Annotated in this window: 22 protein-coding genes and 1 tRNA gene; 9 read left to right on the top strand and 14 right to left on the bottom strand. The window is 61.1% G+C overall.

Translation table 11 applies throughout. From position 1 onward, the window contains the following. Positions 1-39: 39 nt before the first annotated feature. From MET49242_RS04920 to MET49242_RS25690, 6 genes are all read right to left on the bottom strand, one after another. Positions 40-498, bottom strand: a complete 459-nt coding sequence (locus MET49242_RS04920) for a YaiI/YqxD family protein (RefSeq protein WP_036286975.1) — start codon at positions 496-498, stop codon at positions 40-42. A 169-nt stretch (positions 499-667) separates the two neighbouring features. Continuing rightward, positions 668-1,582 carry an outer membrane protein gene (locus MET49242_RS04915; protein ID WP_036281100.1) on the bottom strand — a complete coding sequence of 305 codons (915 nt, stop codon included), beginning with the start codon at positions 1,580-1,582 and terminating at the stop codon, positions 668-670. Between the two features lie 229 nt (positions 1,583-1,811). Next, positions 1,812-3,152 carry a leucine-rich repeat-containing protein kinase family protein gene (locus tag MET49242_RS04910; RefSeq protein WP_051134459.1) on the bottom strand — a complete coding sequence of 447 codons (1,341 nt, stop codon included), beginning with the start codon at positions 3,150-3,152 and terminating at the stop codon, positions 1,812-1,814. Between the two features lie 359 nt (positions 3,153-3,511). Next, entirely contained in the window at positions 3,512-4,267 is a 756-nt protein-coding gene (locus MET49242_RS23155; RefSeq protein WP_144259467.1) for a hypothetical protein, read from the bottom strand. A gap of 627 nt (positions 4,268-4,894) precedes the next feature. After that, the gene (locus tag MET49242_RS04895; protein ID WP_036279258.1) at positions 4,895-5,707 is read right to left on the bottom strand and encodes an IS5 family transposase; all 813 of its coding nucleotides are present in this window, start codon (positions 5,705-5,707) and stop codon (positions 4,895-4,897) included. Positions 5,708-6,259: 552 nt separating this feature from the next. After that, positions 6,260-6,430 (bottom strand): hypothetical protein, encoded by a 171-nt coding sequence (locus MET49242_RS25690; protein WP_192815571.1) that lies wholly within the window; start codon positions 6,428-6,430, stop codon positions 6,260-6,262. A 200-nt stretch (positions 6,431-6,630) separates the two neighbouring features. On the opposite strand from MET49242_RS25690, the gene MET49242_RS04890 reads away from it, so the two are divergent. Then, positions 6,631-7,299, top strand: a complete 669-nt coding sequence (locus tag MET49242_RS04890) for a hypothetical protein (RefSeq protein WP_244430704.1) — start codon at positions 6,631-6,633, stop codon at positions 7,297-7,299. Positions 7,300-7,354: 55 nt separating this feature from the next. Here MET49242_RS04890 and MET49242_RS04885 read toward each other — a convergent pair whose 3' ends face one another. The 3 genes from MET49242_RS04885 to ftsH form a co-directional block, all read right to left on the bottom strand. Continuing rightward, entirely contained in the window at positions 7,355-7,852 is a 498-nt protein-coding gene (locus MET49242_RS04885; protein WP_036281098.1) for a DUF1269 domain-containing protein, read from the bottom strand. A gap of 369 nt (positions 7,853-8,221) precedes the next feature. Continuing rightward, positions 8,222-8,992, bottom strand: a complete 771-nt coding sequence (amoC, locus tag MET49242_RS04880) for a bacterial ammonia monooxygenase, subunit AmoC (RefSeq protein WP_084678888.1) — start codon at positions 8,990-8,992, stop codon at positions 8,222-8,224. Positions 8,993-9,216: 224 nt separating this feature from the next. Then, positions 9,217-11,142 carry an ATP-dependent zinc metalloprotease FtsH gene (gene ftsH, locus MET49242_RS04875; RefSeq protein WP_036281093.1) on the bottom strand — a complete coding sequence of 642 codons (1,926 nt, stop codon included), beginning with the start codon at positions 11,140-11,142 and terminating at the stop codon, positions 9,217-9,219. A 176-nt stretch (positions 11,143-11,318) separates the two neighbouring features. On the opposite strand from ftsH, the gene MET49242_RS04870 reads away from it, so the two are divergent. Continuing rightward, entirely contained in the window at positions 11,319-12,791 is a 1,473-nt protein-coding gene (locus tag MET49242_RS04870) for a GlxA family transcriptional regulator (protein ID WP_036281091.1), read from the top strand. Positions 12,792-13,711: 920 nt separating this feature from the next. Here MET49242_RS04870 and MET49242_RS04860 read toward each other — a convergent pair. The 4 genes from MET49242_RS04860 to MET49242_RS04845 form a co-directional block, all read right to left on the bottom strand. Next, positions 13,712-14,359, bottom strand: a complete 648-nt coding sequence (locus MET49242_RS04860; protein ID WP_036281087.1) for an acyl-homoserine-lactone synthase — start codon at positions 14,357-14,359, stop codon at positions 13,712-13,714. 81 nt (positions 14,360-14,440) lie between these two features. Next, the gene (locus MET49242_RS04855; RefSeq protein WP_084678886.1) at positions 14,441-15,271 is read right to left on the bottom strand and encodes an autoinducer binding domain-containing protein; all 831 of its coding nucleotides are present in this window, start codon (positions 15,269-15,271) and stop codon (positions 14,441-14,443) included. Between the two features lie 115 nt (positions 15,272-15,386). Continuing rightward, positions 15,387-16,262: an outer membrane protein gene (locus MET49242_RS04850; protein WP_036281085.1), complete on the bottom strand. Its 876-nt coding sequence runs from the start codon at positions 16,260-16,262 to the stop codon at positions 15,387-15,389. 317 nt (positions 16,263-16,579) lie between these two features. Then, positions 16,580-17,467: an outer membrane protein gene (locus MET49242_RS04845; RefSeq protein ID WP_036281083.1), complete on the bottom strand. Its 888-nt coding sequence runs from the start codon at positions 17,465-17,467 to the stop codon at positions 16,580-16,582. A gap of 370 nt (positions 17,468-17,837) precedes the next feature. Between MET49242_RS04845 and MET49242_RS04840 the strand changes: the two genes are divergently transcribed. The 4 genes from MET49242_RS04840 to MET49242_RS04825 all read left to right on the top strand — a co-directional run bounded on the left by MET49242_RS04840 (position 17,838) and on the right by MET49242_RS04825 (position 22,348). Further along, a tRNA-Ser gene (locus MET49242_RS04840) sits at positions 17,838-17,927 on the top strand. 466 nt (positions 17,928-18,393) lie between these two features. Beyond that, complete coding sequence (locus MET49242_RS04835) at positions 18,394-19,686, top strand: hypothetical protein (protein WP_036281082.1); 1,293 nt, start codon at positions 18,394-18,396, stop codon at positions 19,684-19,686. A 277-nt stretch (positions 19,687-19,963) separates the two neighbouring features. Beyond that, a complete protein-coding gene (locus tag MET49242_RS04830) occupies positions 19,964-20,866 on the top strand; it encodes an outer membrane protein (RefSeq protein WP_051134007.1) in 903 nt (300 codons plus the stop codon). A 258-nt stretch (positions 20,867-21,124) separates the two neighbouring features. Continuing rightward, positions 21,125-22,348, top strand: coding sequence for an acyltransferase (locus MET49242_RS04825; RefSeq protein WP_036281080.1), 1,224 nt, complete (start codon positions 21,125-21,127; stop codon positions 22,346-22,348). A gap of 243 nt (positions 22,349-22,591) precedes the next feature. Here the strand turns inward: MET49242_RS04825 and MET49242_RS04820 are convergent, their stop codons facing one another. Further along, a complete protein-coding gene (locus MET49242_RS04820; protein ID WP_036281078.1) occupies positions 22,592-22,975 on the bottom strand; it encodes a YidH family protein in 384 nt (127 codons plus the stop codon). A 138-nt stretch (positions 22,976-23,113) separates the two neighbouring features. Between MET49242_RS04820 and hflK the strand changes: the two genes are divergently transcribed. The 3 genes from hflK to MET49242_RS04805 are packed head-to-tail and all read left to right on the top strand — an operon-like array spanning position 23,114 to position 26,742. After that, complete coding sequence (hflK, locus tag MET49242_RS04815; RefSeq protein ID WP_036281075.1) at positions 23,114-24,262, top strand: FtsH protease activity modulator HflK; 1,149 nt, start codon at positions 23,114-23,116, stop codon at positions 24,260-24,262. After that, a complete protein-coding gene (hflC, locus tag MET49242_RS04810; protein WP_036281073.1) occupies positions 24,259-25,185 on the top strand; it encodes a protease modulator HflC in 927 nt (308 codons plus the stop codon). The genes hflK and hflC overlap by 4 nt, the downstream gene beginning before the upstream one ends. A gap of 60 nt (positions 25,186-25,245) precedes the next feature. Then, positions 25,246-26,742, top strand: a complete 1,497-nt coding sequence (locus tag MET49242_RS04805) for a Do family serine endopeptidase (RefSeq protein ID WP_036281071.1) — start codon at positions 25,246-25,248, stop codon at positions 26,740-26,742. Positions 26,743-26,753: the final 11 nt, after the last annotated feature.

Genomic DNA, 26,753 nt, shown 5'->3' with positions numbered 1-26,753 from the left:
CAAAAGCACGCGCGGCTCCGCATGGCCGGTGCGATATTTTCAATGCCGCCGTCGCCGCTCCCGCGCGATCGTGAGGTCCAATGTCTGGAGAAACCGCGAACGGTCGGCGGAAGAAAAAGGCGGCGGACCGCCGGTTATTTCGCCCGTGGAACGGATATGCTCCATGAGCGATCGCTGCGCGAGAGCCAGACCAATGGAGTCCTCTGTAAAAGCGCGGCCATAAGGCGCAATCGCGTGCGCCTGTTTCGCCAATACGCGACTGGCCAACGGAATGTCGCTGGTGATGACAACATCATTCGGAACGATCCGCTCGACGATCCAATCGTCGGCGATGTCGGCGCCGGCATCGACGATTATCCGGGCGATCAGCGGAGATTGGGGAATCTGGATAAAGCTGTTGGATACGACGAACGTCCGCAGTCCATAGCGAGCCGCGACCTTGAAAGTTTCATCCTTCACGGGGCAAGCATCGGCGTCGATGTAGATTGTAATCGTCATGGCGCCGTCCTGACAGCTTCGGCCCAAGTTGTCACCCGCGCTGATGGCGGCGGCGTTGCGAAGAGCCACATGACGAATACTTTTCCCGGCGCGAGCGAGTTTCGCAGCGAGGTCCAGCGAACCGCTCGATTTGCAAGTTTTTGTTAAGCAGCGACTGCAAAGCATCCGATCAATAGCTGGCGACAGTCGGATCAACACCCCAATTGAAGTGATAGTTGACGCCCGCCCGCACGACATGCCCGTCGAAACGGGCCTGCGCCTGTGTTCCGTTTGCCCAAACGAGCGCTCCGGTAGCCAAAACTGTCGTAGTCAACCCGGCGTTGGTTCGGACAGAACCGAGATCGTAATAGAGATATTCAGCTTTCGCGCTCCAGTTCGGCCAGAACATCCATTCGAGACCGCCGCCCGCGCTCCAGCCAACACGCGTATCGGAGAATGAACTACCGCCGAAGCCAGTTGTAATGAAACCGGGAGTGCCAAGTGTAAAGCTCTGCAAACCGGTGACGTTCAGGCTTACGCCGCCATATGCAAGACCGCCGGTTCCGTAAAGGAGCAAGGTCGGGCTGAAGAGATAGCCGATGCGGCCCCGCACTGTTCCCAGATAGTCGAGGCTCCTGCTAGCCGACATGACGGTGTTCGCCGATGGAAATGGCGCCGCGGGAAGCATGACGGGAACCGTAGTTGTCAGGGAGCCGCCGCCTACTCCGCTGGCGATTCCTTGAATATCGGCCTCGACGCCCGCGACGATGTTCCGATGAAATTGCCAAGTGTAGCCAATCTGGCCACCTCCGATGAAGCCTCCGTTCCCACTGGCGCCAAGCACGCCCGTCGCGCCGAGCGCCGCCGCCGCCGACCAGGGAGCGGGGCCAAATGCTCCACCCTGAAAAAGGGGAGCGGAAGCGATAGAGACATTTTGGCTGCTGTCCCATGTTCCGCCGGCGTTAAGACCGACGTGGAAACCAGTCCACACCAGCGGCGGAGGAATGTATGCCGGAGGCGGAGACTCGCGCGAAGGGAAATCGGCGGCGAAGGCTGAACCAGCCGCAAGCGTCAGCGCAGTGAGCGCAAAGCCGATCTTTCTCATTGGACAATTCCCGATGCATTGATTCTCAGCTGCGGCTGTAGACGCGCCAGAATTCTTCCAAGCCTCACGCCCGGGACCGGGGGCGTCAACAAGAGTTGCGGCAACGGTAACGCTTCCTGCCTCACATTGTTGCCCAATGAGACATATCCGCCACGGCATGACGGCGCAGGAACAAGCGGACAAAATTACATCCGCAGGCCGGACATCAACGCGAACGACCGGCGCGCGCTTATGAAAAAAACGAGCCGCACTCTTCCATCGTATCGTCGAGGATGCCGATCACATCCTGCATCAACGGGCGGGCCGCTCGATCGGGCTGCACGCAGGCCCATTCGAGTTCTCGCAATCCTGTCAACGCAGCGGGCTCCGACGCGCATCGGTCCAGCAATTCGCCGAGCAGCAATCCAAAGGCGCGGACCTCTATCCGCCGCCACGCGTCGCCCTCAACTCCCTCGGGAAGCACGCAGGCCGCGCCGAAATCGCCGAGCGCCGCCTCGCCGGCCTCACCGTCCCAGAGAATGTTGTGCGCATACAGATCGCCGTGCATCAATTCGCGGGCGTGAAGATGGGCGGCGGCGGAGGCGATCCCGCGCGCGAGGCGCAGCGCGCTCGTCGGAGAAAGCCGTAGCCCGGGATCATAGACGTCCCGGCTGCAACTCTCGGGACTTGGAGGAGCCGCCAGCGTGCGCCAATGAGCCGGCGCCAGCGGCATCAGGAGCGCATCCGCACCCTCGGGATGATCCGCCAGCCGACCGAGGGCGGCCGTGAGGTTGGCATGTTCGCCGGCGGCGAGACAGGTCGCCATTTCGCGCTCCGGCAAACCGTCGCTGGTCATCGCGCCCCTGAAAAGCTTGAGGGCCACGGGTAGCGCCTCATCCGAACCGCCCACACGCCAGAACGCCCGATGCACGAGTCCCGAGGCGCCCTCGCCCAGCCGGTCTCCGATTTCGAGGTCGGCCCAATGAACCATCGTCGCCGCTGTTGGAGCGAGCGCGCGCTCCATGGGATTGCCGGCCCAGGAGATCCAGGCGAGCCTCGGCAGACTCGCGAGCCAGGGCGGAAGGATCTCGATGCGATTGGAGCTGAGCCGCACAAGCTCGAGCGAAGCCGTATCAGCGAGGCTTGGCGGGAGTGTCCGCAGACGGTTCCCGGCGAGCATCAGCTTTTGCAAATGCGGCCGCTCCCCGAGAGCGTCGGGCAGCCGCTCGATCTGATTATCGGTCAGGATAAGCCAGCGCAGCAGGGGCGGCAGCGCCTCGCCGGGTATCTCGCGCAGCCCCGTCCCCCGGAAGCCGACCTGACTCAGCGACGCGCAATCGCCGAGCGATGCAGGAAGCCGCTCGAACCTGTTGCCGGAGCAGAACAACACGCGCAGCTTGTGGAGCCGGCCCATGTCATCGGGAAGATCGCTCAGCGCGCCGCCGCCGAGATCCAGCACCTCGAGCGTATCGGCTAGACCGAATATCTCACGCGGAAATTCGGCAAGTCCCGGCAGACGCAGCCGCCTTGCGCCGGCCAGATCGCCGCGGCGAAGGGCTTCCAGTTCGGTTGTCGTCTTGGAGACAGGCATTCTCACGCTGTAGCGGACGGCGCGCGGGAGCAAAAGCGCTGTTTTTGACGGAGCCGCGTCGTCGCCGACCTTCACGCCAGGAGAGCGGGTGCTCTTCCGGAGAGCCACCAAAGCGGGATTAATTCACGCTTACATGGAATCTGGATTGAAGTCGGAAAAAATTAAATCTGAACCGGGACCAAGCAGTCGCCACGATGGCGCAGTCTGAAGTCGCGCAAATCGGCGTAATTCGGCGAAGCGGCGGCCGTTCCCGCGGATGAGGCGTCAAGGGCGGAGCCTACTACCCTTCAGGCACAAAGCAGGAGGACACGCCGCAAATAAAAAACGCCACTGGAAGCTAATTTAGTCTCTAATCGACCCTAAGCGTCCCGATCGCAGGCGTCCCTGAATTTCCAAATGACCAATCCAATCACACGGACATTCTCATTTTCCTCAGAATGACCGTCCTTCACAATCACGGGCGTCTGCCAGAGCGGGTCGCTAGAGTCGGGCCAGAATTCGTAATGTTCGCCGCTTCGACGAACGCGTCTCGCGGATGTCTCCTTCAGAGAATTCCCACGGGTTCTTTCGACAATGACCAGATCGCCATCTTCAACGTCAATTCCTGCAGCTTCCACGTCCACGCATCGAATATGATCGCCAGCTTGCGCAAACCGGTTAATCGACGTTCCTTCGACGACAAGGTCGAACTGGGCTTCTACCGGGAAGCGCGGATCCGCAGGAAACGGGTGGGTGCGGCCGCTTCCATTTGTCATTCTGCGCACCTCGTCTTCCATCCACACGCCCGCAGCGGCTACCCCCAACACAGGAATATTGGACCCCTTTTCATGTCCGTCCGGGCCATCGCCGTTCGTTTGAACAAGCTCTGCCCGACGCGGCAATTTCGCTTTCGCGCTCATCGCGCCATCGCCCGTAAGTAACCAGCCCGCGTTCACACCGTACGCGCGCGCATAATTAGTCGCGGTCTGAGCGTCAAAATGATTCTGGCCGTTCTCGTGGGCGCGGTACGTCGATCCCCTCCAGCCAAAACGACTGATCGCATCGCTGGCGGTTCGATATCCAGCCGATATGCGCGCGCGCTTCAAACGTTCGTTCATAGTACCGTTTTGAATCATGTTTGGTCTCCGCCGCAGAAACCAAAGCAGATTGCGCGACACAAGTAATGTCATCCCAATAACGCGTCCGCCAAATTTCATTTGGCAATGAAAATCCACTCAGCGAAAGCATTAATCGCTCGCCGCTTGCAAAATCGCGACCCCAGAAATCCATCTGAAATGTAATTGAAGCGCTGCGGTCATATTGCAATACATGCCGAGGCCGATATTTCCAGGCGCAGGCTACAGCGTGCGGCGCTAGCGTGACCGGCCTTGGAGTAGAACTCCACATCCACGCTGCTGGACCTGAACAAAAACGAATGGACCCCCTAATATTGCGGGAAGACATCGAATGCTGCGAAATTCGCCCGATTGGCTTCGGAACGCATACAGAGCCATTTCCTGTCGCGACCAGACCTCGCATGGCGCCTCGTTATGCCGCCGACGCTAATGGCTTACTCACCATGGAAATATTTGAAAGCCGTGTCCGCTCAAAGAGACAGGCCCCGGAAGCGTCAGCGCAGCGCTTTCTTCGCGTCTGTAGGAGCGATTCAAATAAGGACGCGGCTTTTGTAGTTCATATTCGACTATGACTCCTCTCCCCCAATTTATTGCGCTCGTCTCAAGACAGGAATCCGCTAGAGGGTGTTATGCACCTTGGATCATGAAATCTGCTGCGCGCTTGAGCATGAGACATGCGAAGGCGACGACGTGGAGTCCTGCGAGGGTCTGAGCATAGCGCTCGTAGTCTTTGACGAGCCGCCTGCATCGCGTCGCCCAGGCGAATGAACGCTCGACCACCCAGCGCTTGGGCAGCAACACGAAGCCCTTCTTCGCTTCGGCAAGTTTGACGACGCACAGTTCGGCGCCTTGCGCCTTCGCCGCCTCGGACGCCTTTTCGCCGGTGTAGCCCTGATCGACATAAACGAGTTCGACGCTTTCGCCTGTCACATCCTGCACGGCTGCGATGAGCTTGCCGACCTCGGCGCGGTCATCGACATTCGCCGGCGTGACATGCAACGCCAGCAAATGGCCCAATGTGTCGACTGCCATGTGCAGCTTCGAGCCGCGCTTTCGCTTCGCGCCGTCATAGCCCGCTCGTGGGCCGCTCTCAGGGGTCGAGCGCAAGGTGCGGCTGTCGATGATCGCCGCCGTCGGCTCCGCCGCCCGCCCGGAAGCGACGCGCAACTGGGCGCGCAGATCCTGCGCAAGCGCCTCGAACACGCCCGCCGACAGCCAGCGCTGCGATTGCTGATACACGGCGAACCATGGCGGCAGATCGTTGGGCATGGCGCGCCAGGCGATGCCGTAGCGCAGCACGTAACGCAGGCCGTTGAACAGCTCGCGCAGCGAATGTTGACGCTGCGGCGCGCCTTCGTCCATGAGCGTCAGATAAGGCGCAACCAGCGACCATTCTTCGTCGCTGACGTCAGACGGATAAGGTTTGCGAATCGGAGACATCCGATTCTACTAAGACAATCAATCACCAAAGTACATAACACCCTCTAGACGATTTCCAAATTGCTTACAGAGAAGAGCAAACCAGTTCTATGCAGAGCAGTGTAGCTTGCGCCGCCGCTATTGTAACAAGACCGGCTTACACGAAAGCTCCCGGCAACGCGAACAATGTTGTTTGTTCTCCCGCTCTGCGTCTTCATTGTGCAGCCCCCAAACGCCATGCTGCGAGGGAGCTGCAGCATGGCCTAACATGACGCTAAACGCGAGCAAGAGGCATAAAACACTGATCGTGTTGTCTGTCGAGCGGCCATTATATGGCGAGCCGCGTCATCGAAAAGCGCGCTTCGCCCGGGCGATCAGCGGCGATTATCGGCCAGCGGAGCGAGCTGAATCCGCTTCTTCGCCTGCGGCAACCGAATTAGCCGGAAAAAGGCGGCGAAGCGCCGGCGCTCGCCTTTAGACATCTGTTCAGGCTGAGAAGAGTCATCATCCGTTGATCAAAGGCGTAAACGCGCGGAAGCGCCGCCCCCAGAACGCGCGGCTATACCTTCGCCCTTAGCGACCTCTGAGTTCCGACAGGCGCTCGTCGCAGAGCTTCAGCTCAGCGGAGCTTGCAGACCAATAGGAGAGTTCGCACAAGGCCTGATAACGGCTTGCGAAATAGAGGGACCAAAGACCAAAGCCGATCATCAGCAGGAAAGCTGAGGCAATGAGCGTTCTTTTCATGTTTCCACCACAGGTCCGGATCGTCGCAGCTTTAAACCAAAGGTCAGGCCCGGGCAACGAAACCGGCGCGGTTGGCGGCGGCGCAACGAAGGTTGCCGAGGCCCCCTCCAGGCACTATCTTCGCGCCAGATAGGCTCTCTCGAAATTTGACAAGATAGGGCGCGCCTATTTCAGCACCAAGGCGAGGGAGAACCCCATTCATGTCGAACAGCCCCGACCAGGCCGAAACGAACGTCACCGCCGGCCCGGCCACCGAAGGCCAAAAGCCTCATGAGCACGGCTGGGTGGAAGCGCTCGAAGAAGGGATCGAGGAGATCCGGACGCAGCCTGCGGAAGTTCTCTTCCTCGATGTAGTCAAGATCGATCTTCCCTACATCATCATGTTGTCGATGGCGGTTTTCGGCATCGGCCTCGTCACTTTCACGGGCGAGCCGTCGGGCTATTACTGGGAGTTGCTGACCCCTGTTTATTGCGCGATCTGCATTTACGTCGGCTGGCGCCACGCGGACACGCGACAGGAGCGAATCAAACTCATCTGGACGCAAATCTTGCATTGGGCGGCGTTCCTCGCGGCCATGTGGCTGATTTACTCGCCGACGATCCGCACCCTCGTCGACGTCAACGCCACCGGCCTGAACCTCATGACGCTTCTCGCGCTCGCGACTTTCGTCGCCGGCGTGCACGCGGAGGCATGGCAGATCTGCGTCGTCGGCCTCATCCTCGCCATCTTCGTGCCAGCGATGGCGATCATTCAGAGGACGTCGCTCTTCATCATCGTCGCGCTGCTGGGCATTGGTTTCGTTGTCGTCAGCTTCTACATGACGCTTCACTCGCATCGGCGTAAAGCCGGGGAAGAAACAATCGCTTGATTGAATAAAGCTCCATGCGCGCCGGGTCATTACAACCCGGCGCGCATTTTTTGTGTCAGGCTGACGGAGCCTGCGCGGAAAGCGCCGCACGAATGGCGTCTTCCTTGGATTTCTCGAAAGACGTGCGCAGCACCACGCCGCCGACGCCCTTGAGCCCCTCGAGAACCTTGTCCGTCGTCATTTTGCGAACGAGCACGAACAACGCCGCTCCGCCCGGCGGAATCGCTCCTGCGACGTCCTTCATGAACTTGTCGTCGATGCCGAAATCGGTCAGCGCGCCGGACACCGCGCCCGAGGCCGCGCCGAGCGCCGCGCCGGCAAGCGGCATCATGAAGATCAGGCCGATAAGCGCGCCCCAGAAGGCGCCGGAAACGCCCCCGATCGCTGTCGTGTTGAACAGCTGATTGAGCTTGATTTCACCGTCGGCGCCTTTGACGGCCACGACCGCGTCGCCCATTTCGATCAAATATTCCTTTTGCATCGTAAAAAGCTTTTGCCGGACCTGCTCGGCCTTCTCCTCCGACGGAAAAGCAATAACGAGAAGATCATTCATGAGCGCTCTCCTGCTTATGTGCACGACGATGATCGCGCGCCGCAGGGTTCGATCTAGACCACATGAATGAAATTACAATGCACAGTTACAAATTCAGGATTGTAAACTCTGTAAAAGCTAACCCGCACGGCGCCGCTGGTCAGCGGCATCGGCGGGTAGCCCGTTGCTCGATGGGAGGTTCGAGACGGATCAGCTTTAAAGTTTCGCCCTGCAGCGGACCCGAACCGGAGCGGTGACCCGGCGGGGCGCCGCAAACCAGAACGCCAACGGCGAAAGTAAGGACGCCACGAGAAGTGCGTTTAAAACCATCGCGTTTCACCTCCTTTTAGAGAAAACCGCCCGCGCGCTCGGCGCGGGCGGCCATCGTCATTACTCGGTCAGGAGCTTGACGCCTTCCTTGCCGACGAGGGCATGGATGCGCATCAGGATCTGAAGGACGACGCCGAACACACCCAGAGCCATCCAGCCGAAGAACACGAAGCCCCAGTGAAGCGGAGCAACGAACAGCTCTTCCATGAACCAGAAGGTGTGGCCCCACTCATTCAGGCCAACGTTCGGGATGATCATGAACGGGCCGATGGCGACGATCAGGAACGCCAGCGAGTAGCCATGAGCAAAATACGGAATGCGGGTCTTCGCATAGAAGAACGCGCCAACCGCGATAACCGAGTAGATCGGGTAGCTCATGTAGAACTCGATGATGTGCGACGGCGTGAAGTCCGTGTCGCGAATCACCGTCATGTGCCAGGTGCCGTCCTGCTCCGTGAAGAACGAAGCGCCCCAGTAAATGGCGATGCCGTAAACGACAAGCCACTGAACCAGGACAACGAGACGACGCATCTCTTCACGAGGCGTAACAGCGTCGACGTTGCGGTCGCGGGTCTTCCACAGATAGCCGGCAAGGCCGAGGCCCGAAACCAGCTCAAGCGGAATCTCCGTCCACAGGATCGACATCCAATACGTCTGGAACTCCGGAGCGAACGAGTCCAGACCCGCGCGCCAGCCAAAGACCTGCTCGTAAATGCGAACGATCAGATAAAACACGTTCAGCAATACGAGGCCAATCCACATGCCACGCAGATCGACTACGGATTCTACTTCTGCAGCTGCGCCAGCAGCCGCGCTTGTCGTCGAGCTCATATGAATTATTCCTCCATGTTTTTTCGCTCGAGGTCATGACCCTCGCAGCTGTCACATCTTGCCTCGTACCACACAAGACAACAGTGACTTTGTCGCCAAACTGGGGGCAAAATCCGCCATTACAGGTGCCGGGCTCCTTTGCGCCTCGCGACAAGGAAACCCTTGAAGCCAAAAAGAAAAAGGCCCGGCTTGCGCCGGGCCTTTCCTGTCGTGCCGAAGCCGGATCAGACGGGCTGAGGCGACATGCCGCCGTCAACGTCGGGCTCGGGCTTCTGGCCCGTCGCCGGGACGCCGGAGCCGCGCGGAGGCTGTGTCGGCGTCGCGCTCGTGTCCTCGCGGACCGGACGTTTGCCGACGAGCAGGCCCTTCATCTCCTCGCCGGTGAGCGTCTCGAACTCGAGGAGTCCGTTCGCCAGCGTGTCGAGTTGAGCGCGCTTCTCGGTCAGGATGCGCTTCGCCTCGTCGTAACCTTCCTGAACCAGCCGGCGCACTTCCGCGTCGATCGTTTGCTGCGTCGCCTCGGAGAGACTCTGCTGGCGGCCGAGCGAATAGCCCAGGAACTGCTCCTGCTGCGGTTCGGCATACGCCACCGTCCCGAGCTTGTCGGAGAAGCCGAGCTGCGTGATCATCGCCCGAGCCACGCGGGTGCACTGCTGGATGTCCGACGCGGCGCCCGAAGTCACCTTGTCGTGGCCGAAGATCAGTTCCTCCGCCACGCGGCCGCCCATGGCGATCGCGAGCATTGCGGTCAACTGCTCATAGGTCTGCGACACCTGATCCCGCTCCGGCAGGCCCTGCACCATACCCAGCGCGCGGCCGCGCGGGATGATCGTCGCCTTGTGGATCGGCATCGCGCCGGGGACCGTCAGCTGAACCAGAGCATGTCCGCCCTCGTGATAGGCCGTGAGTTTCTTCTCCTCGTCGGTCATCACCAGCGTGCGGCGCTCGGCGCCCATCATGATCTTGTCGCGCGCGTCCTCGAACTCCTGATTCGTGACGATCCGCTTCGACCGGCGCGCCGCAAGCAGCGCCGCCTCGTTGACAAGGTTCATCAGATCCGCGCCCGAGAAGCCCGGCGTGCCGCGCGCCACCACCTTCAGGTCGACGTCCGGCGCCAGCGGCACCTTGCGGGCGTGAACCTTCAGGATCTTCTCGCGGCCGATGAAGTCGGGGTTCGGAACCTGGATCTGACGGTCGAAGCGGCCCGGACGCATCAGCGCCGGATCGAGAACGTCCGGACGGTTGGTCGCCGCGATGAGGATGATCCCCTCATTCGCCTCGAAGCCGTCCATCTCGACCAGCAGCTGGTTCAGGGTCTGCTCGCGCTCGTCATTGCCGCCGCCGAGACCGGCGCCGCGATGACGGCCCACCGCGTCGATTTCGTCGACGAAGATAATGCAGGGCGCGTTCTTCTTCGCCTGCTCGAACATGTCGCGGACGCGGCTCGCGCCGACGCCGACGAACATTTCGACGAAGTCAGAACCCGAGATCGAGAAGAAGGGCACGCCGGCCTCGCCCGCGATGGCGCGCGCCAGCAGCGTCTTGCCCGTGCCGGGCGGTCCGACGAGCAACACGCCGCGCGGAATACGTCCGCCCAGACGCTGGAACTTGCCCGGATCGCGCAGAAACTCCACGATCTCCTGCAAATCCTCCTTCGCCTCGTCGACGCCCGCGACATCCTCGAACGTCACCTTGCCGGCCATTTCGGTGAGCAGCTTCGCCTTGGACTTGCCAAAGCCCATGGCGCGGCCGCCAGCTCCTCCCTGCATCTGGCGCGCCATGTAGATCCAGACGCCGATGAACAGAAGCAGCGGCAGGCCGTTCACGAGCAGCGTGGAGAGCCAGCCCGGATTGTCGCTGGCCGGCTTGGCGCTGATCTGCACCTTCTTCGCCTCGAGCTTTTGCACGAGGTTCGGATCGTTCGGCGCATAGGTCTGGAAGGTCCGGTTGTCATTGAAGTGGCCGGAGATTTCATTGCCGGCGATCGTCACGTCATGGACGCGGCCCTCGTCGATCTGCACCAGCAGCTCGCTGAAGGTGATCTCTCGCGCCGGAGTGCGTGACTGCTGATGCTGGAACATCGCAAACAGCACGCCTGCGACTGCGACGAAGACGACCCAAGGCAAATATTTCTTCCAATTCGCCTTCATTTTCACCTCCCGAGGAACAAACGCTTCCGACGACTGGAGCGTCCTCCCCTTGCTAAATCGTCATTGGACGGAGGACGGATGCCCTCGCCTTGTCCAATGTGTGATTGGAACCAATCTAGGTCAGGATGGCGAAATAGCCAAATTCAGTCCATAATTCGCCAAAAAGACGGGGGGAGATGCACAAGATCGTCGTGGCCGGCCTGGACGGCTGTCTGGGCTCCGCTTTTCTCGGATTGACCGATCTTCTGACGCTCGCGCGGCGGGCGATCGGCGGCGCTTTGGCTCCATCCGATCAGGACTCCGGCGGCGGAGACGCGGACTTCTGCGTCGTCACGGCCAGCGCGACCGGGCGTCCCGTGCGGGACGGCTCGGGCGCGACTTTCGAGGTCGAGACCTCTTTCGAGGAAGTCACGACATGCGACGCCGTTATCGTGCCGAGTTTCGCGCCCGATCCCAACGGCAAGCCGCCGGACATGTCGGCCCACGCCGCAGCCGCAGCATGGTTGCGCCGGCATCATTCCCGCGGCGCTCTTATCGGGGGTTGCGGTTCTGGCGTCTTCCTTCTCGGCGAGGCGGGGTTGCTCGAAGGACGTCGTTGCACGACCAGCCGATGGCACCACGAGGAGCTGAAGCAGCGCTATCCGAGAGCCGACACGGCCTGGGGCGCAAGGTTGATCGACGATCGCCGAGTCGTCACGGCGGCGGGACCTCTCTCCTGGATCGACGTGGCGCTGCACGTGATCCGGACGCTCTGTGGACCGGACGCGGGCCGAATCGCAGCTGACTTCACTCTTGGCGAATCGGCGCCCGCGAAGGGCGGCATACGCGGGGCCGCCTACAATGTGAGCGTGCTCGGCGACAGCTCCGATTCGTTTCTTTCCGAGGCCGAGCGAATCGTCCGGCAATCTGACGCCGCCTTCAACGCTCAGGATCTCGCGCGGGCGCTCTCTACGTCGGAGCGCACGCTGCACCGAAGGCTGAAACAGGCCTGCGGCGAGTCGCCCAAGACTTTCATCGACCGCATCCGCGTCGAAACCGCCCGAATGCTGCTGGAAACCAGCGTCAAGCCCGTGAAGGAGCTGGCGGCCAGCGCCGGATTTATCGACGAGGCGAGCTTCCGCCGCGCATTCCGCCGCTTCACCGACATGGCGCCGAGCGCCTATCGGGTCTGGGCCAAATCGAAGAGCCAGGACAAGGCGCAGATGTTTTCCGTTCGCAAGGATTCGGAGATCATCCCCGAGATTTTGACGACGATCCTGGATACTTGCGTCAACGGCGTCACCCTGACCGACCCCGATCTAGAAGATGCGCCAATTGTTTACGCGAACAAGCGATTCGAGGACATCACGGGCTATTCGGTCGCCGAGATCATCGGCCGCAATTGCCGTTTCCTGCAGGGGCAAGATCGCGACCAAGAGGGGCTTCGTCGACTGCGCGAGGCCATCAGCAACCGACAGGCAATCGAAGTGACTCTGCGCAACTACCGCAAGGATGGCGCGCTGTTTCACAACAAGCTCAACATTACGCCGCTTTTCGACGCGCAAGGTCAGCTCATCTACTTCCTCGGCGTCCAATATGACGTCACGGACCAGATCCGCGCGGAAACGGAGATCGGCGACCTCAAAGCCAAGCTTCACTCTCTGGCTTGATTCGCGTCATATTCCGAGACTGCGCTGAAAGCGATCGTCATTGCGCCGCGCGCAGTCTCACAAATCATTAATGCAAATTAACTTTCGATCGCCAGCTCGACAATGCGCCCGATTTTGCGACGCCTTTTCGCGTGCGACGCAAAATCTTTTCCTTCTTGCGCATTAGCCAAATGCAATGCGTAATTTTGTCGCGCCGACTGAGACCAGAACATAATCCGCTAAACAAGGCAGTCGGGCAGCGGCCCAGCCAGGGTCAAAGGGGAAGACGCCATGAACTCGATCACCGCCATTTTGTCGATTTTCGCCGCCGCCGCAGCCGTGACCTTCGCGATTACGGCTTTCGTCAACGCCTGACGACAAGAGGCGCGACGGGCCGGTCGCCGCCTTCGTCGCATCAATGGGATACGACGCGTGTCCCTCACGAGACGCGCGTCGTCGGCGCGCTTAGCGCACGGCCCGCCTGCGAGGCGCTGCGGTCACAGCCTCCGGAACACGTAGCTTTTTCGTATTCGCAGCAACCGGACGAGACGTACGGCGGCGACTTGCGTCGGACGCGCGCGACGCGCTGCGATCGGAAGTTTTCGCCAGCCGATCCATGTCGGACGCGAGGCGCCCGAACCAGGCCGCATTGTCGTCGACCCTTTGCTGCGCATCCCGGACCGCGCGGAGCAGCGCAATGTCTTTCGCGAGATTTCGCAAGAAAGCGCAGGTCGCGGCAAGATCCTGACGTTCGCATCTTCGTCGATAAAGCAGCTCGATCTCAGAGTCCAAGAGAGAAAAATTCTCTCGGGTGACAATATGAATCATCTGAGCCCCCTTAGGCTTCACTATATTGTGTGCTGCGGGGACATCCGCAGCGATTGCGCGACGACGGCCACGCCGCGCAATTCCCTCTCGCGTCTCGATTGGCTCTGCGCCGTTCATGACGCCAGTCTTGCCCGCATCGTGTCGACGACTGCCGGATCGAGGTAGAGGCCGGCCAGCCCCGCGAGACATCTGACGCGCGCGTCCCACTCCGGTCCGACTTCGTAGAGCACGGCGTAAGTCTCGACGCCGCCGATCATCTGGGGCGCGCCAAGCGGTTCTCCAGCGCAACCGCAGCGCATGAGCATGCGATGCATCGCGCGGTCATAAACCGTTACGATATGGCTGAGGGCGGCGGCCTTGCCGATTTCATTGAGGGCGAGTCCGAGCTCCGCCGTGGCGCGACTGATGACCGGGGCGTCGACGCGGCTGTCGCCCGTCATTCTGACGGTGAAGCGGCTCGACTCCCAGATCAGCGGGCTTTCTATGCGCGCGCCGTCTGGCAAAAGCTGCGGAAAAGTATCGTTGAGCATGTTGAAGCCAGTGGTCGGCAGAAGTCGAAGCCCGCCGATCACCCGCTCATTTTCGTCCAGCGAGAGCACATAGAGCGGGTCCAGCGCATCGTAACCGTCTATTTCCCAGCGGTTGATGACAGTCACCTGCCACTTGAGGCGCTCGTGAAAGACATTGCGCCGAAGCTTGTGCATTTCGTCGATCAGTCGCGGAAAACGCGCGCGCCATTCTCCCGGTATGATTTTGATCATCCTGCAAATCCCCATATCAGTTGGTGATTTGGAAAACTTGCAGGACTTTCAGTGTGTTATCACCTCCCGAAAATGGGGGGGTCATTTACGTTTTTTGGGCATCAGATGGGTCGGCTCATAGGACATGTTGATCAGTCCCAGAGCAAGCGCCTTCGCTACCGTGTGCGTGGTATTCGCCGTGTTCAGCCGCGCGCGCGCCGATTCGAGATGAAAGCGCACGGTGTGCGGGCTTATAACGAGAATTCTTCCGATTTCCTCGTCGGTTTTGCCGAGCGCCTTCCACCGCAGGCAACTCGCCTCACGCAGCGGCAGATGCACGTCGCCCGGTTCGGCCAGTTCCCCGCATGAGCGCAGCGCCGCAGCATGGAAATTCCATGCAACCACCATCAGGTCGCGAATCAGATCGCGGCGAATCGCGCGCCACTCGAGCGCATTTTCGTTCGATGTCACGGTGAAAAGGGCGAATTCCCCGTGGCGGCCGCGGATGGGTATCGACATTCCATTAGCGCCGACGTCGAGTTCCTGCGCCTCGCCGAAGAACTTGCGAATGATCGGATCGCCGCGGTCGATCTCCGACCAGTCGATCGGAAGAATGCCGCCGAGGCCCGAGCGGACGATCGGGTCGATGTCAACGTAACCGCTTTGGGCGTAATGCTTTTGCCATTCCACCGAATAGGTCATCGACAACAGCGGCCGCGCGGCGCCGGGGCTCGGCATGTTCAGCGCCGCGTAGGCGACGTTGTGAAGCCCCCACGCATTCGTAAAGCCGGTGATGATATCGGATGCGGCTTCTACGCGGTCGGCGCGCGCCAGCCGGTCAATCAGATCAAAGAAATCATCCGAATGCACGTGATCGGCCAAAGGTTTGATAATGGACAAGTTCAAGGTAGTGCGCCCTGGCCGCTCAGGCAACCGCTATCCCAAAATTCATCACAGCCCTGTTTCGCCTCTCCGCAGCGAATCACATGCGCGGCAACAAAAAAGCCCGGCCAAAGGCCGGGCTTTTCACGATCGCTAGCTTGTCTGATCAGTATTTGGCGACAACCGGAGCCGCGCCCCAGTTGAAGTGATAGTTGAGGCCGGCGCGGACCATGTTGCCGTTGAAGCGCTGACGGACCGTGGTGGAATAGGCCCAATCGACAACCGTCGGCTCGACGGCGACCGCCGTGGCGGAAACAGTGCCGAGATCATAGTAGAGGTACTCGACCTTGGCGCTCCAGTTCGGCATGAACATCCACTCGATGCCGCCGCCGGCCGTCCAGCCGACGCGTGTATCGGCGAAGGAGGCGCTGGCGACCGAGTTGAAGGGGAAGCCGATTTCGCTCGTCACGAAGGTGGCGCTGGTGGAAACGCCGCCGTAGGCAAGACCACCTGTGCCGTAAACGAGCATCGTCGGGGTAAACAGCCAGCCGAGGCGGCCGCGAACCGTGCCGAGATAGTCGAGGCGGCTGCTGCGATTGCCGAAGGTGACGATGTTCGTGCCGCTGATCGGATCGAAGGAAGAACCGAAGATGTCGCGGTTCGGCGAATTGCCGGCGACGCCCTGGATGTCCGCTTCCACACCGGCAATGAAGCTGTTCATGAATTGCCAGTTATAACCGATCTGGCCGCCGCCGATGAAGCCGCTGTTGTTGCCGCCATTTTGCCAGGACGCAGCGCTGGCGGCGGCGACCCAGCCGTGAATCGGCGTGCCGCCATTGGCGAGGCCCCACGCATCCGAGGCGGAGTTGGTCGAAGCGGCCCAGGTTCCGCCAGCATTCAGACCGACGTAGAAACCAACCCACATCGGGGGCGGCGGCGGCGGAACGTAGACGGGGGCTTCCTTGCGCGAGGGAAGGTCGGCGGCGAGCGCCGACCCAGCCGTGAGCGCCAGAACGGCGACGGAAAAAGCGATCTTTCTCATATCGATGGCCTCGTGTTTCGTAAAACCAGTCAGGAAGGGCGCCAGTACGGCCTCTGCTCCACTTCACTCCGAGCCGGGGACCAGCCCGTCGTTACCTGACCCAATCAATCAGCGGTTGACATAATCCGTCAACGCAATCCCGAGCTGAGACGCAGCTGTAAAGGCCTTATTTCTGCGACTGTGGCGCCGCCGCAACATTTTCGTTTGCATCTGCGAAGAAAACAGGCGCCCCAGCGACGAATAGGGTCGATGAGCGGCACAAAAACAAAAAGCCCGGCCATGATGGCCGGGCTTCTCGCGACAGCAGAATGAGTCGATCAGTATTTTGCGACGACCGGAGCGGAACCCCAGTTGAAGTGGTAGTTCAGACCCGCGCGCACGATATGGCCGTCGAAGCGGGTGCGGGTCGTCGTGGAGAAGCCCCAGTCGCCGACAACCGGCTCGATCGAGGCGCCGGAAGCGGAGACCGTGCCCAGGTCATAATACAGGTATTCGACCTTGGCGCTCCAGTTCGGCATGAACATCCATTCGAAGCCGCCGCCGGCCGTCCAGCCGACGCGCGTGTCGGCGAAGGTCGTGCCGCCGACCGAAGACAGACCGATGCCAAGCTCGCTGGTCACGAAGGAGCTGTTCGTCGAAACGCCGCCATAGGCCAGACCGCCCGTGCCATAGACCAGCAGCGTCGGGGTGAAGAGCCAGCCGAGGCGGCCGCGAACGGTGCCGAGGTAATCGAGGCGGCTGCTGCGCGTTCCGAAGGTCGCGAAGGTCGTCCCGGTGAAGGGATCGGACGACGCGCCGAAGATGTTCTGGCTGCCCGAGTTTCCGGCGACGCCCTGGATGTCCGCTTCCACGCCCACGAGGAAGCTGTTCATGAACTGCCAGTTGTAGCCGATCTGGCCGCCGCCGATGAAGCCGCTGTTGTTGTTGCTTGTCGGCGCGGAAGTGGCGCTCAGGCCGGCGGCCCAGCCGTGAATCGGCGAACCGCCGTTGAGAACGCCCCAGCTCTCCGTGCTCGTGCCGCCCGAGGCGCCGAAAGTGCCGCCCGCGTTCAGACCGACATAGAAGCCGGTCCACATCGGCGGCGGCGGCGGCGGCGGAATATAGGCCGGAGCGGCTTTGCGAGACGGGAGATCGGCGGCGAGAGCCGATCCGGCGGTCAGCGCCAGCGCCAGAACGGCGGCGGAAACGGAGGTGAACTTCATCATGGCCTCGTATCTAAAAGCGGATCGCGTGGATCATGTTTGCCAGCGCCTGCACGGGAGAATGCAGAAGCCTGGATTGTCTTCCGACCATCCTCGCCGCAAAGTAGAGTTCACGCTTGCGTAGGGTCAACGCCGAATGTCGACATTTGCCCTGCCGCTACGCTCTTTCGCGCACGGAGTTGCAATTATGCCACAGATCAAGCTGGCTCGGGCGATCGGTCCTTAACGCCCGTTTACGGATTTTCCGCCCGAGGAATGAGCGAGCCACCCCTGCCCCACAATCCGCTTCAACGACAGCCATCTCGCTGCTTGCCAAGACCGGGCTGCTTTGGCATATGACGCATGCCGTTCGCGGTAACGCGGACCGATATGCGGAGACGTGGCCGAGAGGCTGAAGGCGACGGTTTGCTAAATCGTTATAGGGGAAACCCTATCGTGGGTTCGAATCCCACCGTCTCCGCCAGAATCAAGAAATCGCTCGCCGGCAGCTGATTTACGAAAACGCGCGTCGCGTGATCGAGCGACGCCTCAGCGCCCACAAGCCCGACCGAAACCTAACGGTCTCGCGCTGTCGCGGTCAGCGAGACGGGACCTCAGAATCTCGATCGCAGACGGCCCGGATTCACTCTCGACCGTGGGTAAGCGCGCAAAACCGTCCATGACCAATGCTTTTCCGAAGTCGCCTCGGCCAATCGAAATCGCAGCGACATCGCCGAACTGATTTCGAATTATATTAGCAGTAATTACTATTAAAATAATTATAGTTATGTCGACAGCAAGAGGCCTGTTTGCAATTGCAAATTATAAACGCTTGTCGGCAATAATCGATAGTTGTCATTCGAATTATCTCGTTTACTGATCGCAACCAAGTTAGGCTAAGATAGTATGACACACCTGAAGCGCGTCGGAACAAATCGAGAAGACTCAATATGAAAATCTTGAGAGCCAACTTGCAAAAACTGTGTTGCCTGCTGGCCGTGGCCGCAAGCTTCTTCAGCACGGGGGGCGCTGCGCATGCCCAGGCCATTCCGCCTGTTTACACTGCCGTCATCGACGCCGGCAGTAGCGGCACAAGGCTCTTCTTTTACAAGGTTACGCCCGGGCCTTACGCGCAAATCGAGATGCTGATCGACAACTTTGAAAGGAAAGTGCAGCCGAACGGCAAAAAGGAAGACGGCATAAACAATTTCGTCTGCAACAACCCGGACTATGCGCCGCCCGCGAAAGTCGTGCCGCAGGTGATCGATCCGCTGCTTCAGGAGCTCAGTTCAAAAATCGCGAATATCAGCCCGCCGGTCCCGGCGGATCGTGTGATTGTCAATTTATTTGCGACCGCCGGGATGCGGACGGCGCAAGCGCTCTGCGGAAAGGCTGCGGTCGACAGGCTATACGCATTTATCCGCGCTGGCGTTCGAACCAAAGGATTTTCGGTCGGCGAAGTACGAACGACAAATGGCAATGCGGAAGAAGGCGTCTGGACATGGGCCAATTTGAACGACGTCTATTTCAATGTCTTCAAAACGGCGACGCCGCCTGTCGGCAACTTCGAAGTCGGAGGTTCCTCGGCGCAGATTGCCTATCCCAGCCGGCAGCAGCCCAATCCGGATCAGAATGTGTATGAAGTTCGGATCAATAACAGGAAGTATAATGTTTTCTCCCGCACCTATCTCGGACTGGGCCTCGACGACGCCAGGAAATATGTTCGCGAGACGCAGGCGCCGCAAAACTGCTGGGCGACAGGTTTTCCCTATCAATGGGATCTGGGAGAAAGCGATCCCAGATACCCGAAGCTGAAAGTCAACGGGGGCTATAATCTCTACTCGAAACCCTGCAGCACGCTTTTCAACGGAACAATCTCGACGATCCTTGCGAAAAATGGCGCGCCGAACCTGGCCGACACCACGGCCAATTTTGTTGGCGTGTCGGGCGCCTATTTCACGCTCAAGGATTTCGGCGCCGTCAACGCTCCGAGCCAACTCATGCGAAAACTCAGTCTTTGTCATACTTACAAGAGTTGGCCGAACATCGAGACGGACGACTTCGCCCAATTCGCCTGCCCGAATGGGACCTATCTCAATACGGTTCTCTTCGATCCCACGACCGGAATCTTCAGGTCACAGCCTTCCAGACTGATCAAGGCGCTACCCGACCAGGATCCGAAAACCGACGCCACCAGGCTGACGTGGACGCGCGGATTTTTGCTGATCAAATATTCACAGTAGTCGACATGCGCTTGCGGACCGGACAATTGAGTCCGGTCCGCTTCATTTTACACCAAATGTCCGCTGGAGAGACCGAACAGAACTATCTTTCCTCATGCGCTTGGTTGATGTTCGTATTGTAAAACAGCAACACAATTGCAGAAACGCGCGCCTGCAACCGAGATAAATCGGTGCGGCCATTGTCCTGCATAGCGAATCAGCGAATGCTTCTCATTGAAGCTTCGAACCTCCAATCCGTGGAAGGACCGCCACGGATATTCTCCAAGGACAATGCCGAATGAAAACGCGCCATTTTTGCGTCGTCGTGATGACTGCGGTCCTTATGACCGCATCGGCGGTCGCCGCCGATCTTCCGTCACGAAAGGACGACCCGCTTCCCGCGCCGCCGCCGCCCATGTGGACAGGCTTCTATGTCGGTCTGAACGCAGGTGGAACGTGGTCGAACAGCAATAGTGCAAATGTCGCTTCCGCTCCTTTCTGGACCCTTCCCGGACTCAACGGCGACGTTCTGGGCGCGTCGGCGATTTCTGCGAGCGCCTATAACCCCGCCAACGCCGGCGGCTTCATCGGCGGCGGCCAGATCGGCTATAATTGGCGGATCGCCGGAAGCTTCGTCACGGGCATCGAGGCCGACATTCAAGGAATTGCGGGCAATGGCGGCGCCGGTTCCTCGGCGAATGTCGCAGCCATTGCTGGCGCGCTCGTTCCTTCCCATGTCGCGACTGTCGTGGGAACGTCGAAGAGCCTAGACTATCTCGGCACGGTCCGGAGCCGCATCGGCTATCTCGCCACCCCGACCCTGCTGATTTACGGAACGGGCGGTCTGGCCTATGGCGGCGTGAGCTCCAGCGCCACGATATCGCAGTCCGCGAGCTTCATCGACACGGCGGTTCCGTGGGGCTCCACGGGCGCCTTCTCGGATACGCGCGTGGGCTGGACGGCCGGCGGTGGGATAGAATGGATGTTCATGTCGAACTGGAGCGCCAAGGTCGAGTATCTGTATTATGATCTCGGTTCGGTGACCTACAACTCCAGCCCGCTGGTGGTGACGAGCACGCTCTTTGGAGCGGAGACCGCCTCACTGCCTTCGACCCGGGTCCGGTTCAACGGCAATATCGTGCGCGCGGGTCTGAATTATCATTTCAACTGGGCTTCGGCCCCGGTCATCGCGCAGTACTGATCGCGTCCATGCAACGGCGCAGCGGCCGGGCTGATCCGTCAGTCCCTGCGCTGCTGCGCCTTTTCCGCTTCGCTCACGGCGGCGTCCTCTATCATATCGTTGAGCTTTTGCTCGCTCCGCATTTGCGATAATCCCTATTCCTTTGCCGGGCGGCGTAGCCGGGGATCAATTCCCTCCTTCACGGACTGCCCCGCGCAGGGACGTCGGCGCCGCCGTCCCGAGCTACCGGCGTGCGGACGTCAAGGACAGGATCGGCATATGGCGGCGACGCAATCCGAAACTCGGTCATTCAAGCTGGGCTACCGGCCGGAGCTCGACGGAATCCGGGCGATTGCCATCGTCTCCGTTCTGGGAGGACATTCGACCCTGATCGGATCGGGCGCCGATCTCATGGGGCCGAAACTCGCCACCGGCGCGCTCGGCTTTCACGGCGGCGTTTTCGGCGTCGATATTTTCTTCGTGCTGAGCGGTTTCCTCATCACCACCCTGCTGCTTCAGGAATACGCCTCCTGGCGGCAGATCGACTTCAAGGCCTTCTATATCCGCCGCATCCTGCGCCTGTCCCCCGCGATGCTGATGACGCTTGCGGGTTGCGCCGCCTATTTGTTGCTCTCGGGCGGACACAGCGGGAATTTCGACTGGTGGGCGATTCTCTATTCTGCGCTCTATGTGTCGAATTTCGCCCTCATCTTCGGCGGCCTCATCCTCGGGATGCTTACCCCCACATGGTCGCTTTCGGTCGAAGAACAGTTCTACTCTATATGGCCGCTAATCATGTCGCGGCTGGTCACGGCGAGTCGGGCCTCTGTCGTCAAATTCATCCTGATCGCGATCGTTTTCACGCTGGGGCTTCGCGCCGTCCTGCACGCCGCGTTCTGGCATTTTTACGCGTGGCCGCTGTTCGGGGCGGCCAACCATCTGATCTTCGCGCGCGCCGACGGACTGCTCTGCGGCGCCATGGTCGCATTCGTCGCCCATTGGGGTTGGTTGCCGGACCCGGGCCGCTACGCCACGCAAATCAAGGCCACAGGCTGGTTTTGCGCTCTCACGCTCCTCGCGATCCTCCACTATGGTCCGGGCATTCAGGAAAGCGGACTCTACGGCGCCAGCATTTTCTATTTCTTCTACGCCTATGTCTCTGTTGCGACAGCATTGTTCATCGCAGTTCTGCTTTCGGCGCCGCCGGCGCCGCTGCTCGCCTTGCTGCGATGGCGTCCCATGGTCTGGATCGGCAAGATTTCATACGGACTTTATCTCTACCACATGCCGATCTTCGTTCTGACTCCGGTCGCCCTGCTCGGGCAAATCGGATCCGTCGCCTTCGCCGTTCCGCTCGCCTTCGCTGTGGCGGCGCTTTCCTTCTTCGGGATCGAAAAGCGGTTCCTCAATCTGAGGGAGACTCTGGGCCTGCCGCGCGCCGCGCGTCTCGCAAAGCTGGCGCAGAGGGAGGCGCGCGTTCTTCAGGATCAACACGCGTCCTGAAAGGCGGGGGCAGTTGAACGTCCGGCTGAATCGAGCTTAGATAAGTCAAGCTGATATGCGCATCCGACGCAGCTCTGGCGAAGACGCCGTTCCCCTTCTTCGGGGCGCATGCTCGGAACGCGGCGCGAGGAGTGACTGACATGAATGAATTCGGCGGCGGCTTCCTGATGAACGCTCTCATCGGCTTCGCGCTGGCCCTGCTTGTCTCCTTCTATTTCGTCTGGACCCAGTGACGCGATCGTCTCAGCCAAACGCGAGATAGGCGCTGAACACCGCGACGCCGAGCACGAGAACCGAAAGGACGACGAGACTCGGATGTGTGGCGCGCGGCGAGTGCGGCGCGTCGGAGGAGAGAAGCCGCGCGGTGTGCAGAAACCGGAGCGTCGCGACAACGATAAGAACGACGCCCGCCGCGACCAGGGCGACGCCGCCGTAGCGGCCCGTCGGGCTCCCAAGGCGATGTAGCCGGGCGAGGTGTTGGTCATCGCCGACCGCGCCGGCGATCGTGAGCAGGAACAGATTGAACCGCTCGATCACGAACCCGAGCGCAATGACGGCTATCCCCGTCCGGACCCAGGCGAGGAAGGTGCGTTCATTGGCGGCGATATTGGCGTAATCGCGTATCATCCGAAAAATCCTCCGCTGCCGCCAAGGCTCTGGCAGCGCGCCCACCCCGTCATTGCCGCGGCCGCGGCGAGTACCTATTATATTGGCGGATCGCGGCGGAATCGCCGCGGGAGGCCACACCAACAGTCTCGAGACGAAATGCCCTGGAGTGATCAAGGCGGCCCGCGCAACCAGAATAATAATCCTTGGGGACAGCAAGGCGGCCCTTGGGGACAAGGCCCGGGGGGGGGCGGAGGACAGCAGCCGCCCGACCTAGAGGAGCTTCTGCGACGCAGCCAGGAGGGGCTTCAGCAGATTCTGCCGTCCGGCTTCGGCGGACGCGGACTCGCTATTCTCGTCCTGCTTACCCTGCTCGCCTGGCTGCTGTCGGGCTTCTACACGGTTGGCCCCAACGAGATCGGTCTGAATCTCATCTTCGGCAAATATCGCGGCAAGACGCAGGCGGGCCTGAACTACAACCTCCCCTCGCCCATCGGCTCGGTGATCAAGCTCGCCGTCACGGACCGCAACGTCACGGACGTCGGGTTCCGCGAGGAGGCGCCGGCCGAAGGCCGCCGCCGCGCGCCGGGTAATGTCGTCGCGCGCGGGCCCGAGGCGCCGGAAGAAAGCCTGATGCTCACGGGCGACGAAAATATCGCCGATGTGAAATTCCGCGTCGTCTGGCAGATCGACCCGGCGAAGCCCGAGGACTACGCTTTCAACGTCGCCAATCCGCCGTTGACCGTGAAGGCCGTAGCGGAAAGCGCCATGCGCGAGATCGTCGGCCAGTCCCAGATCCAGAAGATCCTCACCGCCGACCGCAAGCTCATCGAGCCGGCGTGCCAGGCGCTGATGCAGAAAGTGCTCGACGACTACCACAGCGGCGTCATGGTCCTGCAGGTGCTGCTTCTGTCCGTCGACCCGCCGCAGTCCGTCATCGCGGCCTTCCGCGACGTGACCGCCGCGCAGCAGGACCTGCAGCGCCTCGGCAATGAAGCAGAGGCTTACGCGAACCGGGTCGTGCCCGAGGCGCGCGGCGCCGCGGCGGAAATCCTCCAGAAGGCGGAGGCCTACCGCGAGCAGACCGTCGCCGAGGCGCGCGGTCAGGCGGCGCGCTTCGAGAAGATTTACGAGCAATACAAGAACGCGCCGGCGCTGACCCGCCAGCGGCTTTACATCGAGACCATGGAGCGCGTGTTGGGCGGCGCGGAAAAAGTGATACTGGACGATCCGTCGAAGGGTGGCGCGAGCGTCGCCCCCTTTGTGCCCCTGCCCTCCTTCGCTCCCTTCCAGGGAGGCCGCAAATGAAGTCCGGCCTCCTCTTCACTGTCGCCATCGCCCTGCTGATCGCGGTCGTCGCCGCAGGCGGCGCGCTCTTCACCGTCGAGCAGACCGAGCAGGCGCTGGTTTTGCGCTTCGGCGAGCCGGTCCCCGGGCGCGGCCTCATCACCGAGCCGGGTCTTCACTTTAAGCTTCCGGTCATCGAGAATGTCGTGACTTTCGATAACCGCATTCTCGACGTCGAAAGCCCGAACCTCGAGGTTCTCGCGGCCGACAACCAGCGCCTCGAAGTCGACAGCTTCATCCGCTATCGCATCGTCGACGCGCTGCGCTTCTATCAATCTGTCAACAGCGTGCTCGGCGCGAACAACCAGCTCGCGTCGGTGCTGAACTCGGCGGTCCGCCGCGTGCTCAGCGAGGCCAATCAGCAGCAGATCGTCAGGGACGAGCGCGCCGCTCTCATGGTCAAGATCAAGGAGCAGGCCGACAGAGAGGCGCGAAAATTCGGGGTCGCGGTAGTAGACGCCCGCATCCGCCGTGTTGACCTTCCGCAGCAGATCTCCGAGAAGGTCTATGGCCGCATGCAGACGGAGCGCCAGCGTGAGGCGGCCGAGTATCGCGCGCAAGGCGCCGAGCAGGCGCAGAAAATCACCGCCAGGGCCGATCGCGACGTCGTGGTGCTGAAAGCGGAGGCGCAACAGAAGGCCGACCAGATCAAGGGCGAAGGCGACGCTGAGCGCAACCGTATTTTTGCCGAAGCTTTCGGGAAGGATCCCGACTTTTTCGCCTTCTATCGCTCGATGCAGGCCTATGAAGCCGCCTTCAAACCCGGCGAGACGCGTTTTCTCGTCAGTCCGCGTTCGGAATTTTTCCGTTTTTTCTCGGGTCCGGAGGGGAGCCCCGCGCCGAGCGCGGACCCGAACCCTCCGGAACCAAATCAAAAGCGGTAATCCGCAAGCGCGCCCGTTAGGGCGCGCGACATTTTCTTGTCCCTGCAGGAGACAACACGCATGACATCCGCATTTCGTCGCGCCGCGCGCTTCGCCCTCGCGACGGCGTCCGCCCTGTGGCTCGCCGCCGCGCCAGCCTCGGCCAAAGGCCCCGATTCACTCTCCGAACTCTCGGCGCAAGTCTCCGACGCGGTCGTGAACATTTCCGCGACACAGACCGTCGAAACCAAACGCGGCAAGGGCGGCGACATGCCGGGCCTGCCGCCGGGCATGGGTCCGGGGGGGCCCTTCGACGATCTCTTCGAGGAATTCTTCAAGCGCCGCCAGGGTCAGGGCCAGGGCATGCCGGACATGCCGCGCCAGCGCAAATCCAGTTCGCTCGGCTCGGGCTTCGTGATCGATCCGTCGGGAATCGTCATCACCAACAATCACGTCATCGCCGACGCCAATGAAGTGACAGTCATCTTCAATGACGGCCAGAAGCTCAAAGCCGAAGTTCTGGGCAAAGACCAGAAGGTCGACGTCGCCGTGCTGAAGGTGAAGCCTGAGAAGCCGCTGAAGGCGGTGAAATTCGGCGACAGCGACAAGGCGAAGGTCGGCGACTGGGTGCTTGCGGTCGGCAATCCCTTCGGTCTTGGCGGATCGGTGACGGCGGGCATCGTGTCGGCGCGCAATCGCAATATCGACAGCGGCCCCTATGACAACTACATCCAGACCGACGCCTCGATCAACAAGGGCAATTCCGGCGGCCCGCTGTTCAACATGGACGGCGAGGTCATCGGCATCAACACCGCCATTCTCTCGCCCTCGGGCGGGTCTGTCGGCATCGGCTTCGCCACGCCGGCGAACACCGTGCAGCCGGTGATCGAACAGCTCCAGCAATTTGGCGAAACCCGTCGCGGCTGGCTCGGCGTGAGAATTCAGAACGTCGACGACGCCATCGCCGAGACGCTGAATCTGGGCGCCACGCGCGGCGCGCTGGTCGCCGGCGTCGACGACAAGGGACCGTCGAAGCCCGCGGGACTCAAGGCCGGCGACGTCATCATCAAGTTCGACGGCAAGCCGATCAAGGAATCCCGCGATCTCCCGAAGCTCGTCGCGGCGACGCCGGTCGGCAAGGACGTCGAGCTCGTCATCGTGCGCGGCGGCAAGGAGCAGTCCAAGACAGTGAAGCTCGGCCGCCTCGAGGACGGCGAGAAGGTCGCCTCGCGCGACGCGGGCGACAAGGACAAGCCGGACACGAGCGGCCCCTCGTCCCAGACGACGCTGGGCCTCGAACTCTCGCGCCTAACCGACGAGCTCCGCGCGCGCTTCCAGATCAAGGACACGGTGAAGAGCGGCGTGCTCATTACGGCGGTCGATCCGCGTTCCGACGCGGCCGAGAAGCGCCTGCAAGCCGGCGAAATTCTTCTCGAGGTCAATCAGGAGGCCGTGAACGATCCCGCCGACGCAGTGAAGAAGATCAAGGCGCTGAAAGACGCCGGCAAAAAGACTGCGCTGCTCATCGTCGCCAACGGCCAGGGCGACGCGCATTTCGTGGCGTTGCCGGTCGAGTAATCGACCCATCG

The organism is Methylocystis sp. ATCC 49242 (genome assembly GCF_000188155.2).
Taxonomy (GTDB): Bacteria; Pseudomonadota; Alphaproteobacteria; order Rhizobiales; family Beijerinckiaceae; genus Methylocystis.
This window is presented reverse-complemented; position numbering and strand designations above follow the sequence as displayed.